The organism is Colwellia sp. TT2012, from assembly GCF_001440345.1.
Classification (GTDB): Bacteria; Pseudomonadota; Gammaproteobacteria; order Enterobacterales; family Alteromonadaceae; genus Colwellia.
On record NZ_LJYX01000006.1, the window covers coordinates 177183 to 193838 of the forward strand.

The 16656-nt window shown below is 37.0% G+C and carries 20 protein-coding genes; 12 read left to right on the forward strand and 8 right to left on the reverse strand.

Annotation, left to right across the window (positions count from 1 at the left end):
• The first annotated feature begins 489 nt into the window (after window positions 1-489).
• The 11 genes from ASU03_RS19655 to ASU03_RS02565 all read left to right on the forward strand — a co-directional run bounded on the left by ASU03_RS19655 (window position 490) and on the right by ASU03_RS02565 (window position 8672).
• Complete coding sequence (locus tag ASU03_RS19655; protein WP_082627107.1) at window positions 490-594, forward strand: class IIb bacteriocin, lactobin A/cerein 7B family; 105 nt, start codon at window positions 490-492, stop codon at window positions 592-594.
• A 188-nt stretch (window positions 595-782) separates the two neighbouring features.
• On the forward strand, window positions 783-887 hold the full coding sequence (locus tag ASU03_RS19660; RefSeq protein ID WP_082627107.1) for a class IIb bacteriocin, lactobin A/cerein 7B family: 105 nt from the start codon (window positions 783-785) through the stop codon (window positions 885-887).
• Window positions 888-1075: 188 nt separating this feature from the next.
• On the forward strand, window positions 1076-1180 hold the full coding sequence (locus ASU03_RS19665) for a class IIb bacteriocin, lactobin A/cerein 7B family (protein ID WP_082627107.1): 105 nt from the start codon (window positions 1076-1078) through the stop codon (window positions 1178-1180).
• A gap of 960 nt (window positions 1181-2140) precedes the next feature.
• A complete protein-coding gene (locus tag ASU03_RS19670; protein WP_082627108.1) occupies window positions 2141-2245 on the forward strand; it encodes a class IIb bacteriocin, lactobin A/cerein 7B family in 105 nt (34 codons plus the stop codon).
• A 3005-nt stretch (window positions 2246-5250) separates the two neighbouring features.
• The gene (locus ASU03_RS02550; protein WP_057830329.1) at window positions 5251-5451 is read left to right on the forward strand and encodes a microviridin/marinostatin family tricyclic proteinase inhibitor; all 201 of its coding nucleotides are present in this window, start codon (window positions 5251-5253) and stop codon (window positions 5449-5451) included.
• 110 nt (window positions 5452-5561) lie between these two features.
• The gene (locus ASU03_RS02555; protein ID WP_057830329.1) at window positions 5562-5762 is read left to right on the forward strand and encodes a microviridin/marinostatin family tricyclic proteinase inhibitor; all 201 of its coding nucleotides are present in this window, start codon (window positions 5562-5564) and stop codon (window positions 5760-5762) included.
• Between the two features lie 110 nt (window positions 5763-5872).
• The gene (locus ASU03_RS19675; RefSeq protein WP_082627109.1) at window positions 5873-6049 is read left to right on the forward strand and encodes a microviridin/marinostatin family tricyclic proteinase inhibitor; all 177 of its coding nucleotides are present in this window, start codon (window positions 5873-5875) and stop codon (window positions 6047-6049) included.
• Window positions 6050-6159: 110 nt separating this feature from the next.
• Window positions 6160-6336, forward strand: coding sequence for a microviridin/marinostatin family tricyclic proteinase inhibitor (locus ASU03_RS19680; RefSeq protein ID WP_082627109.1), 177 nt, complete (start codon window positions 6160-6162; stop codon window positions 6334-6336).
• 110 nt (window positions 6337-6446) lie between these two features.
• Window positions 6447-6623, forward strand: coding sequence for a microviridin/marinostatin family tricyclic proteinase inhibitor (locus tag ASU03_RS19685; protein ID WP_082627110.1), 177 nt, complete (start codon window positions 6447-6449; stop codon window positions 6621-6623).
• Window positions 6624-6691: 68 nt separating this feature from the next.
• Window positions 6692-7696, forward strand: coding sequence for an MvdC/MvdD family ATP grasp protein (locus ASU03_RS02560; RefSeq protein WP_157465795.1), 1005 nt, complete (start codon window positions 6692-6694; stop codon window positions 7694-7696).
• On the forward strand, window positions 7686-8672 hold the full coding sequence (locus ASU03_RS02565) for an MvdC/MvdD family ATP grasp protein (protein WP_057830331.1): 987 nt from the start codon (window positions 7686-7688) through the stop codon (window positions 8670-8672). The genes ASU03_RS02560 and ASU03_RS02565 overlap by 11 nt, the downstream gene beginning before the upstream one ends.
• 109 nt (window positions 8673-8781) lie before the next feature.
• Here the strand turns inward: ASU03_RS02565 and ASU03_RS21010 are convergent, their stop codons facing one another.
• The 7 genes from ASU03_RS21010 to ASU03_RS02590 form a co-directional block, all read right to left on the reverse strand.
• On the reverse strand, window positions 8782-8970 hold the full coding sequence (locus ASU03_RS21010; RefSeq protein ID WP_197411178.1) for a hypothetical protein: 189 nt from the start codon (window positions 8968-8970) through the stop codon (window positions 8782-8784).
• Window positions 8971-9018: 48 nt separating this feature from the next.
• Entirely contained in the window at window positions 9019-9240 is a 222-nt protein-coding gene (locus tag ASU03_RS21725) for an IS66 family transposase (protein WP_197411205.1), read from the reverse strand.
• Window positions 9218-9919 (reverse strand): IS66 family transposase, encoded by a 702-nt coding sequence (locus ASU03_RS21020; RefSeq protein WP_057830332.1) that lies wholly within the window; start codon window positions 9917-9919, stop codon window positions 9218-9220. The genes ASU03_RS21725 and ASU03_RS21020 overlap by 23 nt, the downstream gene beginning before the upstream one ends.
• Window positions 9919-10092, reverse strand: a complete 174-nt coding sequence (locus tag ASU03_RS21025; protein ID WP_197411179.1) for a hypothetical protein — start codon at window positions 10090-10092, stop codon at window positions 9919-9921. Before ASU03_RS21025 ends, ASU03_RS21020 begins: the two co-directional genes overlap by 1 nt.
• A gap of 306 nt (window positions 10093-10398) precedes the next feature.
• Entirely contained in the window at window positions 10399-10758 is a 360-nt protein-coding gene (locus tag ASU03_RS02575) for a hypothetical protein (protein WP_057830333.1), read from the reverse strand.
• A gap of 1101 nt (window positions 10759-11859) precedes the next feature.
• Window positions 11860-12801 (reverse strand): 2-hydroxyacid dehydrogenase, encoded by a 942-nt coding sequence (locus ASU03_RS02585; RefSeq protein WP_057830335.1) that lies wholly within the window; start codon window positions 12799-12801, stop codon window positions 11860-11862.
• A 52-nt stretch (window positions 12802-12853) separates the two neighbouring features.
• On the reverse strand, window positions 12854-13435 hold the full coding sequence (locus tag ASU03_RS02590) for a TetR/AcrR family transcriptional regulator (RefSeq protein WP_057830336.1): 582 nt from the start codon (window positions 13433-13435) through the stop codon (window positions 12854-12856).
• Between the two features lie 126 nt (window positions 13436-13561).
• Between ASU03_RS02590 and ASU03_RS02595 the strand changes: the two genes are divergently transcribed.
• Entirely contained in the window at window positions 13562-14617 is a 1056-nt protein-coding gene (locus tag ASU03_RS02595; protein ID WP_057830337.1) for an alkene reductase, read from the forward strand.
• Between the two features lie 140 nt (window positions 14618-14757).
• On the opposite strand, the gene ASU03_RS02600 is transcribed toward ASU03_RS02595, so the two are convergent.
• Window positions 14758-16035, reverse strand: a complete 1278-nt coding sequence (locus tag ASU03_RS02600; protein WP_057830338.1) for a bifunctional O-acetylhomoserine aminocarboxypropyltransferase/cysteine synthase — start codon at window positions 16033-16035, stop codon at window positions 14758-14760.
• Window positions 16036-16656 lie beyond the last annotated feature (621 nt).

Consider the following 16656-nt stretch of genomic DNA (forward strand, 5'->3'; position numbering starts at 1 on the left):
GGGTTATATTTTTAAGCCTTAATTTTTTTTGACACACAGTTAAGCACTCTTGATAGTAATAAGTTGTTTTTTTAATCTGTGTCTATTTCTTTACTTAGCCTTCATTCGTATTTCTTATTTGTTGATGTAATAGTTTGTTTTTAGCCATAAGGTTCTGATGTATCATTTTGTTTTTATTGTATTTTATTGTATTTTATTGTATTTTACTTTGACTTACTTGTTCCTTGATTTTTATTTTAATTAAGTAGATTATTCATCTCGTCAAACGTAATTAACAATGAAACATATTTTGTTAATGGTAAATTTAATACGTATTGATGTGATAAATAGCTTGAGTTGATTTTTCAATTTCATCTTGAAAAATAAAAAATTGAATATTACCAAAAGTAAATAACCAGTTGGCCCGTTTAGCAAAAACTTAAAGCCAACTAAACAACTAACCGGGTAATTACATATCAGTAAGGACCGGACATTAACAGGATAAATAAAATGAAAGAATTAAACACAGTAGAAGTACAAGAAGTAAATGGCGGCGTTATTTTAATCGCTTTAGCGTTTTGCGCAGGAGTTGCTTACGGTTATGCGATGCGGTAAGTAAATATTCATTGTTGATTTTGTGAGAAAATATTTTCAATTAAAATCAGGCAATGAACGTTTAGAATATCATTACTGAATGCACTTTAAGAGTCAGTTGGCCCGTTTAGCAAAAACTTAAAGCCAACTAAACAACTAACCGGGTAATTACATATCAGTAAGGACCGGACATTAACAGGATAAATAAAATGAAAGAATTAAACACAGTAGAAGTACAAGAAGTAAATGGCGGCGTTATTTTAATCGCTTTAGCGTTTTGCGCAGGAGTTGCTTACGGTTATGCGATGCGGTAAGTAAATATTCATTGTTGATTTTGTGAGAAAATATTTTCAATTAAAATCAGGCAATGAACGTTTAGAATATCATTACTGAATGCACTTTAAGAGTCAGTTGGCCCGTTTAGCAAAAACTTAAAGCCAACTAAACAACTAACCGGGTAATTACATATCAGTAAGGACCGGACATTAACAGGATAAATAAAATGAAAGAATTAAACACAGTAGAAGTACAAGAAGTAAATGGCGGCGTTATTTTAATCGCTTTAGCGTTTTGCGCAGGAGTTGCTTACGGTTATGCGATGCGGTAAGTAAATATTCATTGTTGATTTTGTGAGAAAATATTTTCAATTAAAATCAGGCAATGAACGTTTAGAATATCATTACTGAATGCACTTTAAGAGTCAGTTGGCCCGTTTAGCAAAAACTTAAAGCCAACTAAACAACTAACCGGGTAATTACATATCAGTAAGGACCGGACATAAAAAGGACAAATAAAATGAAAGAATTAAACAATGTAGAAGTACAAGAAGTAAATGGCGGCGTTATGATGATTTTAGCAGCTTTCGTCATAGGTAGCGCTATAGGTTATGCGATGCGGTAAGTAAATATTCATTGTTGATTTTGTGAAAAATTATTTTCAAGAAAAATCAGGCAATGAACGTTTTGAATATAATTACTGAATACACTTTAAGAGCCAGTTGGCCCGTTTAGCAAAAACTTAAAGCCAACTAAACAACGAACCGGGTAATTACATATCAGTAAGGACCGGACATAAAAAGGAAAACAAAATGAAAGAATTAAATAAAGTAGAAGTAGAAAATGTAAACGGTGGGAGTCCAGCAACAGCGATAGTTACTCTTGGTATTCTATTTTACTTTTTATACGTATATTAATGGCTGTGTTGTAGTTAGCTGTTGTTAACAACGTAACCTATTGATTTTACAGTGAGTGTTGGTGATGTGATAAAAGCGATCGTCACAAGCATGGATGCTTGTGTAGAGCCCCATGGATGGGTTTATGCGTCTCGCTTGTTTACTCACCCACACTAAACTACAACAGAACCATATTAATTCATTGTAATGTGTGCGCTATTTTAAATAGTAAATATTTGTAGCTAGCTTTGTTAAAGGTTTTGACACAGCTACGCTATAAATTTTGAGCTAAAAGCCTCTTTAAAATAATCAGTTGGCCGTTTAGCAAAACTTAAGCCAACGAAACAAACTACCCGTGATCATAAAAATGAAAGCTGGACATAAAAGGAAAACAAAATGAAAGAATTAAACAATGTAGAAGTAGAAAATGTAAATGGTGGATTTGCAGGAATAATTGTTGTTGGTGTTTTAATATATTTAGGATACATAAAAATGTATTAAATATCTGTATCTAGCTTTATTGATATTTTTTTCAAAGTTAGGTTATAAATTTTCATGCCTATGCAGATAACTCAGGATTGAACTATACTGTACATATAAACACACTGTATAGGTAGACATAATCATGAACATGCCAGTAGAAGAAGTAAACGGCGGGAATCCAGCAGTGGCAGTTGTTACTGTTGCTATTGTAATTTATTTTTTATTCATATATTAATTCATTGTAATGTGCGCGCTATTTTAAATAGTAAATATTTATAGCTAGCTTTGTTAAAGGTTTTGACACAGTTACGCTATAAATTTTTTGAGCTAAAAGCCGCTTCAAAATAATCAGTTGGCCCGTTTAGCAAAACTTTAAGCCAACGAAACAAACTACCCGTGATCATAAAAATGAAAGCTGGACATAAAAGGAAAGTAAAATGAAAGAATTAAATAACGTAGAAGTACAAGAAGTAAATGGTGCAGGCGCTACCGATCAAACAGCAGAGCAAATTATTCGTAATGGCGGTTGTGTCTTTTTACGTCCATAAGCCTAAACCAATATTAGCTATAAAGCGCTTGAACTGAGCCAATCTATTAGTGAAACCTAAAGTCAACTAATCAGGTAATTATATTACTGCTAAGTGTAGAACTGGATATTAAAAGGAAAGTAAATTGAAAGAATTAAATTACGTAGAAGTACAAGATGTTAATGGTGGTATGAGTATTGTAGAGCCGACTATAGAATACATTGTAGACTTTATTAATAAATACCTGTTTTAGATTTATCACATATGTGAATAACCCGTAGGCCCGTTTAGCAAAAACTTAAAGCCAACTAAACAACGAACCGGGTAATTACATATCAGTAAGGACCGGACATTAAAAAGGACAAATAAAATGAAAGAATTAAATAACGTAGAAGTACAAGAAGTAAATGGCGGTATTTTTATTGGTTTGTTTGAAGGGATAGTTCCAATTCCATTTTACATACCAAAGCACCTTCGTTAAACATTCAATGACTTAAATCATTAAATATAGCTTATATGATAGAACACCAGACATTTCGAGTTGGCTTTTTTGAAGTACTTTGAAAAGCCAGCTAAAAAATTTGTTATCGCTGATAAAAATATCGTTATAACAAATACAATCGTTGTCCCGTTTAGCGACAAAGGCAACAAACAACTAAACCGATATAATTTAATAAATATCGGACATTAAAAGGAAAGTAAAATGAAAGACTTAAATCAAGCGCAATTACAAAAAATTGTTGGTGGAGTATGGGCCGGAGAAAAAGGTGGAGGTTCTTGTACCCCTACCGGCCCAGTAATTATTATTAAGTAAAGTGTAAATGAGCCATAGGTAAAACTGCTTTTTAAATAACAGCTCAATACATAAGGTATTTTAATAATGAAAGAATTCACACAGCAAGATTTAAAAACAGTAATTGGTGCCGTAAATAATAATCTAGATATTATTATTTTGTTTGGTGGCTGTAAAATACTACCATAAGCATTATATTCACCCGGTTGAATTTTGGTCGCTTAACATTACCCTTCTTACAGAGGTAATTGGCTAGTGATAGCTATAGGGAATTATCTATAGCTATAAATTTAATCTACCTCATTTAATAGTAAACGTATTATCAACACCCTTCACTAGCTTGGTTCACTCCCCGTTTATCAGATACTATCAAGTCTCTCAAAATACTGTTTTTCACTTCATTGCAAACAGGTCATTATTACTATTTTGTATCATTAGGTTGTGGAATATAATTGAAGAACTCTGCACTAACTGTATTTTTTATAACGTTTTTAGTCTAACTCGACCTTTTCCAATAGTAATCAAAAAATCACAGCGACGGCATTATCATGATAGCTTTCACGTCGTGATTTTCGATAATGCTTTGCTAATTAACGAAAGTATATTGAATACCTGTTCAGAATTTACCCGTACTTTGTTGGTCAGTGTTCTTCGTTAAGTGACAATCAATATAACACCAGTAGCATGACGAGAGCACAACTCGCTAAGCACGTTCAAGCATAGCCAAGCCACATGTGTTTTAAGTTTGCTAAAATCAGTCACTCGACGAGATAAAGTTTTAATTCTACAGATTTTTTATTGATGAACACTGCTTGCGTGTTTCTATTAAACTCACGTAGTTAAGCTGACGGTTTTTGTATATTTAATTGTTAGGATTACTGCTAAAACCAAAGTTTTTAAGTTTTAGCATTTATTGGGGAAGGGGGTTATAACTAAGAATTATGAAAAATTGGCTGGCCTCCCGTTTAGCGACATAAAGCCAGCCACATCAACTACCGATTTCATCGGACATTAATAGCTAAAATATAGCAACGATGGGCACAGATGTAAATAAATAATAGCGCTATTTTACTATTTATTTAGCATCACAGTATTTTCTAAAGGGATTTTTATTATCGTTATAGTGGCAATACAGTTATTTTTTAAGGTTTTGCTATAGCCTAACGCCCATTAATGTATGCCGTGAAAAATTTTATTGCAGAGATATCTGTACTAGCAAAGGCTTAGTAGATAGCTATTGAAAGCGTTTGCACTATAGACACCCCCTTTTTTATTGCATTGAAAGTTAACTTAATCGATAAGCTTTAATATTGTTTATGTTTTTCTTCATTACCTTTTCTTATTTTAACTTAATCCAATTGTTTTATTTCATAATATTCTGTGCTAATCATTTGTTTTTAATGGTTATAATGTTTTCAATGTTGTTTTTTTACTATTTGTTTTTTTTGATTTTTTAGTTGAAGATGCTCCTGGTCGAATCATAGGCGAATGACAGAAAATAAGAGTTTTAGCTATTTATTACTATTGAATATTTTAATACCGGAGTGTCAAGCCACTATTAAAGTAAGCAAGGTGAAGTATTAACTACTACATGAATTTAAAGTGCAGTTGGCCCGTTTAGCGACATTAGCCAATGGATATATAACCCGATAACGACAAACAATAGAGTCAACGTCGGACATTAATATTAAAAGGAAAAAACAATGAACAAACCATTTTTTGCAAATTTTTTAGAAGAGCAAGATGTTAAAGAAGTATCTGGCGGTACATATAAAGGGCTTCCGATTGGTGTTGCTCCTGGCGGTGGTGGTTGTGTCATTACCGACCCACGTAAAGATCAGTTAGAAGTTACAATGAAAGCCCCTTCTGATGGTGATGAAGGTGCAGAATTAGAATTATTCTAATTTTTTAAATCTTATATTGGCCCGTTTAGCGACATTAGCCAACAAACAACTACACGACAGATACTCAAAATAGGGTAAGCGTCGGACATTAATATTAAAAGGAAAAAACAATGAACAAACCATTTTTTGCAAATTTTTTAGAAGAGCAAGATGTTAAAGAAGTATCTGGCGGTACATATAAAGGGCTTCCGATTGGTGTTGCTCCTGGCGGTGGTGGTTGTGTCATTACCGACCCACGTAAAGATCAGTTAGAAGTTACAATGAAAGCCCCTTCTGATGGTGATGAAGGTGCAGAATTAGAATTATTCTAATTTTTTAAATCTTATATTGGCCCGTTTAGCGACATTAGCCAACAAACAACTACACGACAGATACTCAAAATAGGGTAAGCGTCGGACATTAATATTAAAAGGAAAAAACAATGAACAAACCATTTTTTGCAAATTTTTTAGAAGAGCAAGATGTTAAAAAAGTAACAGGCGGCATACTTCCAGGCGATGGAGGTTGTGTTATTACCGACCCACGTAAAGATCAGTTAGAAGTTACAATGAAATACCCTTCTGATGGTGATGAAGGTGCAGAATTAGAATTATTCTAATTTTTTAAATCTTATATTGGCCCGTTTAGCGACATTAGCCAACAAACAACTACACGACAGATACTCAAAATAGGGTAAGCGTCGGACATTAATATTAAAAGGAAAAAACAATGAACAAACCATTTTTTGCAAATTTTTTAGAAGAGCAAGATGTTAAAAAAGTAACAGGCGGCATACTTCCAGGCGATGGAGGTTGTGTTATTACCGACCCACGTAAAGATCAGTTAGAAGTTACAATGAAATACCCTTCTGATGGTGATGAAGGTGCAGAATTAGAATTATTCTAATTTTTTAAATCTTATATTGGCCCGTTTAGCGACATTAGCCAACAAACAACTACACGACAGATACTCAAAATAGGGTAAGCGTCGGACATTAATATTAAAAGGAAAAAACAATGAACAAACCATTTTTTGCAAATTTTTTAGAAGAGCAAGATGTTAAACAAGTAACAGGCGGCATACTTCCAGGCGATGGAGGTTGTGTTATTACCGACCCACGTAAAGATCAGTTAGAAGTTACAATGAAATACCCTTCTGATGGTGATGAAGGGGCTGAATCAGAATTATTCTAATTTTTTAACTGAGCGGTTTGTCCGCTCTTTCTTCAAACGACTTATCAGCTATTTAAAAGATTATGACTATGAACAATACTAATGTGCTTTTTTTAACTCACAGTAAAGACTCTTATGTACCTCAACTTATAGAGAAGTGCTTAGCAAAGAAGGGGTTGAAAATGGTACGGATGAATACTGATTCATACCCGCTTAATATTAAACTAACGGCTTTTCAGAGTAATGAGGTTGTGTCAGGAGAGCTGACAGTTGATGGAGTAACATATCAACTTGATGAGTTTTGTGCGGTATATTTTCGAAAAAATATGCAAGCTAATTTAACTAGCGAACTTTCTGGTGATCTATTAAAGCAGGCAACTAAAGAAGCCTCAGCAGCTAAGAATGCAATTTTGTATGCGCTTGAATCAGTATTTTGGATCGATTATCCCTTTGATATTCAACGCGCGGAAAATAAACAGTTGCAATTACTTTTAGCTAAACAAGTAGGCTTAATAATTCCTAATTCGCTACTAAGCAATGATCCTACAAAGGTAGAGAAGTTTTACCACCAAGAGCAAGGTCATATCATTAGTAAAATGCTGACCCCTTTGAAAAATTTTATGCAATCAGCTAGCTCGTTTGTTTATACCTCAAAAGTTAAAGAAGAACATTTATCACAATTAGAAAGCTTGAAGCTATGCCCTATGCAATTTCAACAAGAAATTGAAAAAGCTTACGAACTTCGTGTCATTTATGTTGATGGTCATTTTTTTACTGGAAAAATTTCTACTACAGCTATAACTGATAGTAACAAGCCTGATTGGCGAAGAGCCAATAGTAATGATTTCTTTTGGCAAGAATACTGTCTACCAACGGAGGTTTCCGACAAAATAACTCATCTAATGAATCGATTATCTTTAAAGTTCGGTGCACTTGACCTTATTAAATCAATAAACAATGAATATGTGTTTTTAGAGGTAAACCCTTGCGGAGAGTGGGGGATGTTACAGCAAAGCTTAGACCTACCTATTGCAGAACAAATCGCAGAATGTATTCATAATAATGTAATGAAAGGAAAAAAACATGCAGCATAAAATAGTATTAATTATTACCCATAGTCATGACAATAATTCAATTGAAGAAGTTTCTGGTTTTCTAAAAGAACAAGGCATAAAAGCGGTAAGGTTTAATACTGATTTATTTCCAACTAAAATTACAATTGAATCCTACCAAGGAGATATAAATCAGCAAATATTAACTATTGAAAATGGCGAGCAATACAAACTTTCTGATATTGGTGCCATTTGGTATCGTAGATTTCATACTGGCCGAGACCTTCCTAAGGATATTGAGGCTCAAGCGAGAAAAACTTGCTTTGAAGAATCAAAGCGTACTCTGTTAGGTTACTTTGATGCGCTCGATGCGTTTAAAATGGATGATTATTGGGCTATTCGACGTGCATCATCAAAAGAATTACAGTTAATCAAAGCACGTGAGCATGGTATTGACATTCCTGACACATTAACTACTAATAGCCCTCAAGCTGTAGTTGATTTTTATCATAAACATAACGGCGACATCATTAGCAAAATGCAAACAGCCTTTGCTATTTACAGTGAAGGCAAAGAAAGTGTAGTTTATACAAATCCAATTAAAGAATCAGATCTTGAAAAGTTGGATGAATTAAAATTTTGCCCTATGCAGTTTCAACAAGCATTAGCCAAAGAATTAGAATTACGTGCCACAGTAGTTGGTGATAAGGTGTTTTGTATAGCCATTGATAGTAATAAATTTCAAGACGAAAATTATGATTGGCGTAAAAAAGGTTCATCTACTTTAGAAGCTTGGTTTCCTTACTCGCTACCAGAACATGAAGAGAAAAAGTTGATCGCACTTACCAAAGATTTGGGTCTTAATTACGGAGCAGCGGACTATATTTTAACACCAAAAGGGGAATTGAAATTTTTAGAAATCAATCCGTGCGGTGAATTTTATTGGGCTGTGAAGTATCAAAAACAAAAAATCTGTCAGGCGATTGCGAATCATCTAGCTTTAAATATGCATTGTTAGATATTTTTTAGTAAACAAAGTAAAGAGCAAAACGTAAGTAAGCATAATCAGAAGAGTATTATGCTTAACAACTTCACTAAAACCGTTCGGTTAAAAATAATTTAAGTCGTTAGTATGTCGTGAGCTTACGGCAGCATAGCGTGACATCGTGAATTTCAGGGTGTGCTTTTACTTGCTCTTTTTCTCGTTGTAAGGTGGTGAAGTAGTCAAATACATTGATGCCCGCCTCACTTCCCGTCGCGATGACAGAGGTGATCACATCGCCGATCGTCGCACCCAATAAAGTTTTGTGGAACATCGCGTTTTTCTGTCTCTTACGATGATTTTTAGCATCGCTTCAATGCGATTATTGTCGATTTTTACACCCTCTACGGTGCAAAACACAACTCAAGCCAACATAGTGTTTGATAAAATAGCGAATAGCCTTGCCTAAACCACTGTTTTCTTCAACCGTTTCATTAGCTAAATGGATTTCTCCCCAAGATTTTATTTCTGCCATGATGGGGGCTGAGTGTTTCTGATGATAAGCAGCCTTGCGCTCGGCGTTAACTTTTCTTCTTTCGTGCAGTCATCAAAGACCCATATTTCACTATAGCGTTTGAGTACATGCTCAACTTCCTCAGGGAAGTAATTGATAACATAAACAAATTGTCGTCTGGCGTGACATTACACAATGACATGGTCACATCGCGACCCGTCGGTCGATTACTCGCTAGTGCATCACTCCTGATAAGTGGTTTGGCGCATGATTGACTACGTTTGTGTAAAATACTGTCAATAAACTCTCCTGCATTGCCAATGTTGATTTCGAACAAGACTATGTGCTTATTATCCATCAGTGTCGCGATAACACTTGAGGTATAAACGCCTGATCGTAGACGCGTTTTATCACTGTTACGCACTGTTTTCTCTATCGGCTTTGCGTCAAAAATACGGTTAGTGGTGTCATCTAAATAATAATGTTTAGCGTCGCTCGCTAAATTGAAGAGTAATTGGACCACCGGATAAATATCATTACAAACAAGCTCAACTTGGTCGAATACTGTTGATGCAGTGATCTTGATCCCGAGTAACTTTTGAATACTGCTCTGTCGATAAAAAGGCAGTCCGGCCAAATATTTGTAAATCGCCATGAGTGAGCGTGCGGAATAACCATACTTTTGACCAGCGGTGCCATCGGTTAAGACCTCTGCCGGTAGTGGTGCGGTAAAGTAAGCGTCGCAGGTATTACAGCGAAGGCGCTCCATCACATGTTGCTCAGGTTTAAACGGGTTTGTGTAGTCGCTAAGGTCAACAATGCGTCGAGTAATAACTGGTAATCATCAGGACTCAACGCCAGATTATTTTCCTTGGCTTCGCTGACGCGCGTTATCAACGCTTCAAATGCTTTGCCATCAATGTCGGTAAAAGGTTTTCTCACGGGTTATCCAAAGTCAGTGTTGGGTACAGGTTGATTTTGCAGGCATTATGATCCGATAAAATGAAAAATTAAGTCTTTATATTGTGCTGTTTATTCGTTGGCGTGGATCTGTTTTTTCCCATAAGGGATCGTTATCGCACGCACCATGGTTTTATTGCGGTTTATAAAAACGAACACCGTGCCTGAACGTGGGTTGACCAAGAGTTTATGAACGACAGACAGTCGCTAAACTATCAATACCCTGACGAAAGTCTGCGGGTACAATAGCGACCAATATATGGGTATCGGCAGTAAGGTGGCTCATGATCACATCGCGCCAATTAGTGAAATGAGCAGTTCAGCATTAACTGCACCCGATAAATTCATCTGATCACCACTGGCAAAGCACCGTTCAACCTTTACAGAAGACTGTGTTGGTGAGGTGGAAATCGGTAGATGAACAAATTGCGGTTTTGTCTCGGTGGACGCAACACACTTTCGCCATTGTTTGAGCTGACGACCACTGATCTTAAGTGCGGATGTTATTTGACTAGAGGAATAATGATTGAGTAATGCGATGGCTTGCTCACGCAATATGACAGGTGTTGGCACTTGACGGCCATTTCGATTGCTACGCCAGTACTCAAAGACAGTAACGAGCGTTGATAATGGATCTGGGGGTGACATAATTGCATCCTAATAATAGAGGTTGCGTACATTAAATCAGATCAAAAGATGGAAGTTGAACTATGCTGCCGTAAGCTCACGTGTTATCCCGCATTAGCTGCTGTGCTATATATTTTGTTTTTTCCTATCATTTCAAATTTGTCTACGTTGGTATGAATATTTCTAGATAAGCATTTGAACCTGTTTACATCTAAAGTTATAGAAAATAAGGTACCTATCAGTAAGCAAGAGCAACAAGCATTATTTGAGTACATGAGAGATAAAACGGCAGAACATATTAAAGAAAAAGAGAGCTTGAAGAAAAACTATCTGCGATGCTAAAGATTACGAAAAATACCAGTGAAAAAATATAGTAACGATGAACTTTGTTGATGAACTTGAATCATCTAGTTCTTCTACGCTGAAGTCTTGGGGGGATAATGTTTTTGGTTCGTCACTTATAGCAAAATTGAATTCTGAGAAGGGTTGCTACCTTATGAACAAAAAAGTGGCAGATATGCTTCATAAGCGGGTTGATAATCCTATACATAAAAAGATATTTCCTATGTTGTTGAACTGCTAAAATCTATTGTTCAAGCATTCCCTGAAAGCTTTACCTCAAAGGGTATAAGAATTGAATCAACTAATTTAAGTGAGCAGCATGTATCATCTATACGTGTGATTTTGGAGTCTATGGAGTTGGTTGAAAAATTAACTGCACGTGACGGTGACTTGACGGATACATATAAATTTACAGAATTAGGAAAGGAAAATATTCTGTTAGTTGTAAGTGAAATAGATAATGGTTAAAGTACGAGCTTAGGGTAGTAAATCACCAAAGTAGCTAATGAATTTATTGGGCTGGCGCAGAGCTGTTCGAGTCCGACCGCTGGTAGCACTCTCCCTTGTTCTTCAAAGGCTATAACGAAACAAGCAGACTTCTAACGTCGGTTTTTTTGTGCCTGAAATTCAATCTGTACCATTGCTTGTAGCACCTAGATATTTCAAGGGTGACGGTTCAAGTTCGTCCATCGTTAATCTTTGCTGTCTCGCTGAATACGGCAGAAGAATAAAGACCAGGCCGCTAGAATAGAGTTATTGCTTCAGCCACACTGGCATTGGCTAATATCCTCGCTGAACATCTACAGCATGGGGCATGATGTTGTTTTCACGATACCTTATTATATTCTTAGCAATAACCTTTGCTGCCGAGTGCATATTGGTTGGTGCTGAAATATGGGGTAAGACAGTGATATTGGGGTTACCCCACATGGCATCGTTTGGCGTTAAAGGTTCATGTTCAAATACATCGAGCACGGCATGAGCTATATGGCCAATTTCTAATAGTTTCAACAATGCTTCGCTATCAATAACAGCGCCCCGAGAGAAATTTATTAGCTTTGCTCCCTGAGGAAGTTTACTTAATAATGCCTTATCAAGCAGGTGATAAGTCTCTGGAGTCAGCGGTAATAGATTAATTAAAATATCAGTTTTACTCAGCATTGTTTGTAAACCAGCAGAGCCTAGGTAATTTTTAATACCCTGAAGCTGCTTTGGCGTTCTGCTCCAACAACTCACTTGGTAATCTAATTTTTTAAGGCTAGCTAAAGCGGCAATGCCAAGTGCGCCGGCCCCTAAGACACTGACTCTCAGTTCTGAAGATGTTATACAAGGTAACTGCTGCCACTGTTTATTGACTTGCTGTTGAGCATAGTCGACCATGTTTTTTTGCAAATATAAGGTCCAGGCCAGTACAGATTCAGCCATTGTTTTTGCCAATTGCGGATCGTCTAACTTTACCAGCTTTATTGGCTTGTCAACGACGGCAGCGATTAACTTTTCTACCCCAGCCCATAAGCTTTGTATCCAAACTAAATTAGGGAATCGGGCCAAGTCTTTTGCCTCTGGGTTGGCCACAATGGCAATGTCGATATCTTTAGCTTGAGAGTCACTGATCTGTTCAGGTAAAAGTATGCTTTCATTGACTAATTCTTGCTTGAGTATTGCTAGCCATTGAGACTGAATATCGGCTGTAGCACCGCTGATAAAGACGATATTTTTCATAAATTAAAAACCTCTTTAAGCGCTAGTGTTATTGCGTTTTTTATGACTTAAATTACTGAGAAACATCATGATAAAGCTGCTCAGCAAGTTGTTCTAATATTTTCGCCTCAGGGTGAGTATGGGCAAAAGTTCTTAAACCATAGATACCCATTAAAAAGTACCGTGCTAGATGATCGCAATCTTTGTCCGTGCTAATACTTTTTTCGGTTTTAGCTTGGGTAAATTTTTCCGCCAGCGCCTGTTGTAACATCGATAAATTAGCCGTAATTACCTGTTGAATTTCACTGTCTTGTTCTGCTACCTCATTCAAAGCCTTGGTTAATAAACAAGCCTGAGCACTATCACAGCTAATACATTCAATAACGACATTATCAAGATAAGATTTTAAATTAAGCAGAGTTAAGTTTGAGTTAGCAAAAAACTGCTCAAATTCCGTCGCTCGGTCAACACGGTATTGTTCAAGTGAAGCCAGCAATAAACCACGCTTATTTTCAAAAGCACAGTAAATAGAGCCAGGGTGTAAACCGGTGGCTTTTTTAAGCTCTTGCATACTGGTATTGGCATAACCTTTATGCATAAAAGCTTTCATGGCTGCTCTTAGTACTTTTTCTCTATCAAACTCAGCATTGCGCATTAATTTATTGTCTTCATGTTGTCGATACCATGATTATACCTAATTTTGAACAAGCATTCAAAATAGTAGTTGAATGTTCGTTCAAATAAAGGTATCTTGAATGTACATTCAAGATAGAGAAAAATCATGACCGAAAACTTATTCCAACCCTACGCGTTAAATAACAGCATTAGTTTAAACAATAAAATATTAATGGCGCCATTAACACGCTGTATGGCTGATGATAATTTAGTACCTACGCAAGCAATGGCTGACTATTACGGCCGTAGAGCCGAGGCGGGATTAATTATTTCAGAAGCGGTCATTATTCGCCCCGACGGTCAAGGTTATCCCAATACGCCAGGTTTATTTACCCAAGCGCAAATTGACGGCTGGCAAACAGTCACCACCGCAGTGCATAAAAACGGCGGTAAAATATTTGCCCAGCTTTGGCATACCGGTCGTGTGGCCCATCCGTATTTTTATGGCAAAGGCAACGATGATGCCCCAGTATTAGCGCCATCTGCCATTGGTGTCGAAGGTAGCGTACCGAGAATGCGCGAACTAAACTATAAAACGCCAAAAGCAGTGAGCCTTGATGAGATAAAATCACTGGTGCATGATTATGCGCAAGCCGCAGAAAATGCGATTAAAGCAGGATTTGATGGTGTTGAAATTCATGGCGCTAATGGTTATCTAATCGACCAGTTTTTACATCATGATAGTAATCAACGCAGCGATGAGTACGGCGGCAGCAGTGAAAATATGATACGTTTTGCTTTAGAAGTGGTTGATGGAATTATCGAAAAAATAGGCAATGACAGAACTGCTTTAAGAGTATCACCCGGCGCCTACTTTAATATGGCCGGCGATAGTCGCGATCGTCAAGTCTTTGATCAACTGCTACCAGAGCTTGAAAAACGTGATTTGGCCTTTTTACATATTGGTATCTTTGACGATAGTATGGAGTTTGATTATTTAGGCGGCAAAGCCTCAAGTTATGTGCGAGCCAACTACAGTAAAACCTTAGTGGGTGTCGGTAGTTACACCGCTGAAACAGCAAGTGATGCCATCAATGCTAATAAGTTTGACCTGATTGCCATTGGTCGACCTTTTATTGCTAACCCTGATTATGTTGCTAAAATCCGCAATAAGCAGCCATTAGTCAGTTATTCGGATGAGATGTTAACCAGTTTAGTTTGATTAAATTGAACTGACTTCAACCGCGTTGAGGCTAACTTAGCTTAACTTAGTTTAAATACATTGAAAACTCGCCACTAGTGGCGAGTTTTATTGTTTAAGCTAAAAGCTATCTCAGCGCTTAGTTGCGATAAAATGAAAGACTACTTTTGGCTCAGAATTAATGCCTGTTCAACGTCTGCAAGAATATCTTCAATATGTTCAATACCAATAGACAAACGTACCATTTCTTTGCTCACGCCAGCCTTAGCCAATTCTTCTTCGTTCAATTGTCTATGGGTTGTTGAGGCAGGGTGACAAGCGAGCGACTTAGCATCACCAATATTAACCAGACGCACGATAAGCTGTAGTGCATCAATAAATTTAGCGCCCGCTTGTTCGCCACCTTTAATACCAAAACTTAAAATACCGCTGCTGCCTTCTGGCATATATTTCTGCGCCAATTGATAATCAGGTGAGGTCTCTAAACCAGCATAATTTACCCAGTTAACGGCACTATGCGCTGATAAATATTGCGCAACACGCATACAATTAAAACAATGGCGCTCCATACGCAGCGGCAAGGTTTCTAAACCTTGTAAAATAAAAAACACATTCATCGGAGAAATGGCTGCACCCATGCTTCTCAGCGGTACTACTCTCGCTCTAGCAATAAAAGCAGCATTACCAAAGGTTTCTGTGTAACTAACACCATGGTAAGAAGGGTCCGGCTGATTTAATAGGGCAAAACGTTGCTTATGCTCATGCCAAGGGAAATTCCCTGAGTCGACAATAATACCGCCGATAGAAGTACCATGGCCACCAATGTATTTTGTTAAAGAATGCACCACAATATCGGCGCCATGTTCAAACGGACGGCACAAGGCAGGACTGGCGACAGTATTATCGACTACTAGCGGCACGCCATGTTTATGAGCGATAGCGGCCATTTTTTCTATATCGGCAATATTGCCGGAAGGGTTACCTATGGTTTCACAAAAGACGGCTTTAGTATTTTCATCAATTAAACTTTCTAAGGCGACAAAGTCATCATGACTGGCAAAGCGTACTTCAATACCCTGTTGTGGCAAGGTATGAGCAAACAAATTATAGGTGCCACCATATAATTTATTGATGCTGACAATATTGTCGCCCACTTTTGCCAAGGTTTGAATAGTCGCGGTAATTGCCGCCATACCTGACGCTAAAGCTAAACTGGCAATGCCACCCTCAAGCTCAGCCACTCTTTTCTCTAACACCGCTTGGGTTGGATTACCAATACGGGTATAAATATTACCTTCAACTTTCAAATCAAATAAATCAGCGCCGTGCTGGGTGTTATCAAAGGCATAACTTGTCGTTTGATAGATAGGCACAGCAACGGCCTTACTGCTTTGCTCTGGAGTATAACCCGCGTGGATAGCTATAGTTTCTTTACGCATTTTTCATTCCTAAGTTACTAGTTAATATAATGATTTTTATTCATCATATCGAATAGCGTGCAACGAAGATAAGACCGTAATGTGATTAAGATAGTTTTTTTAGTTATAAAACTATCAATATTAGTTAAACAATATCCTATGATTTTGAGTGGCTTGATTTAACGCTTATGCACTAGAGTTACAGAGTTAACTAAAGGAAAATACAACTATACCCGTCACCATTCAAAGTGCTCGATTTCAGTGGGAATTAAAAGGGCTTTAGGCAAGGGAAATAATTGAAGCATAGTCATTCTATGGTTTTATTATTTAACGCGGTATAAAGTCATTTTAAACCCATCGAAGAAGCGTTTGAGCAACATCACTTCATCGTTGCTGTAACTCATAATGACGCTGCATGGATGCAGCTTGTTAGAGAATGCAGGAGCATATTCTCCTGAACAACCATTATTTCATCACAGCGCCTTGAATTGAAATTGCTCAAGCACTCTGAAACATGCATCTTGAATGGTAACGGGTATACATAGCGTTAACTAGGGCAGGCAGAATTAGCAATGAATAATATTAAGGCTAGCTATGGGGAAAACTCAGCAGTCATTCTTTTACTTTACTAACAGCTATTAA

Excerpts from the sequence above, each read along its gene's own strand:
- ASU03_RS19670 (WP_082627108.1), top strand. The coding sequence starts at position 2,141 with ATGAAAGAATTAAACAATGTAGAAGTAGAAAATGTAAATGGTGGATTT.
- ASU03_RS19665 (WP_082627107.1), top strand. The coding sequence starts at position 1,076 with ATGAAAGAATTAAACACAGTAGAAGTACAAGAAGTAAATGGCGGCGTT.
- ASU03_RS19660 (WP_082627107.1), top strand. The coding sequence starts at position 783 with ATGAAAGAATTAAACACAGTAGAAGTACAAGAAGTAAATGGCGGCGTT.
- ASU03_RS02600 (WP_057830338.1), bottom strand. The coding sequence starts at position 16,035 with ATGCGTAAAGAAACTATAGCTATCCACGCGGGTTATACTCCAGAGCAA.
- ASU03_RS19685 (WP_082627110.1), top strand. The coding sequence starts at position 6,447 with ATGAACAAACCATTTTTTGCAAATTTTTTAGAAGAGCAAGATGTTAAA.
- ASU03_RS02585 (WP_057830335.1), bottom strand. The coding sequence starts at position 12,801 with ATGAAAAATATCGTCTTTATCAGCGGTGCTACAGCCGATATTCAGTCT.
- ASU03_RS19655 (WP_082627107.1), top strand. The coding sequence starts at position 490 with ATGAAAGAATTAAACACAGTAGAAGTACAAGAAGTAAATGGCGGCGTT.
- ASU03_RS02575 (WP_057830333.1), bottom strand. The coding sequence starts at position 10,758 with ATGTCACCCCCAGATCCATTATCAACGCTCGTTACTGTCTTTGAGTAC.
- ASU03_RS19680 (WP_082627109.1), top strand. The coding sequence starts at position 6,160 with ATGAACAAACCATTTTTTGCAAATTTTTTAGAAGAGCAAGATGTTAAA.
- ASU03_RS02590 (WP_057830336.1), bottom strand. The coding sequence starts at position 13,435 with ATGCGCAATGCTGAGTTTGATAGAGAAAAAGTACTAAGAGCAGCCATG.
- ASU03_RS21010 (WP_197411178.1), bottom strand. The coding sequence starts at position 8,970 with ATGTTCCACAAAACTTTATTGGGTGCGACGATCGGCGATGTGATCACC.
- ASU03_RS02550 (WP_057830329.1), top strand. The coding sequence starts at position 5,251 with ATGAACAAACCATTTTTTGCAAATTTTTTAGAAGAGCAAGATGTTAAA.
- ASU03_RS02565 (WP_057830331.1), top strand. The coding sequence starts at position 7,686 with ATGCAGCATAAAATAGTATTAATTATTACCCATAGTCATGACAATAAT.
- ASU03_RS21020 (WP_057830332.1), bottom strand. The coding sequence starts at position 9,919 with ATGGAGCGCCTTCGCTGTAATACCTGCGACGCTTACTTTACCGCACCA.
- ASU03_RS02560 (WP_157465795.1), top strand. The coding sequence starts at position 6,692 with ATGAACAATACTAATGTGCTTTTTTTAACTCACAGTAAAGACTCTTAT.
- ASU03_RS02595 (WP_057830337.1), top strand. The coding sequence starts at position 13,562 with ATGACCGAAAACTTATTCCAACCCTACGCGTTAAATAACAGCATTAGT.
- ASU03_RS02555 (WP_057830329.1), top strand. The coding sequence starts at position 5,562 with ATGAACAAACCATTTTTTGCAAATTTTTTAGAAGAGCAAGATGTTAAA.
- ASU03_RS19675 (WP_082627109.1), top strand. The coding sequence starts at position 5,873 with ATGAACAAACCATTTTTTGCAAATTTTTTAGAAGAGCAAGATGTTAAA.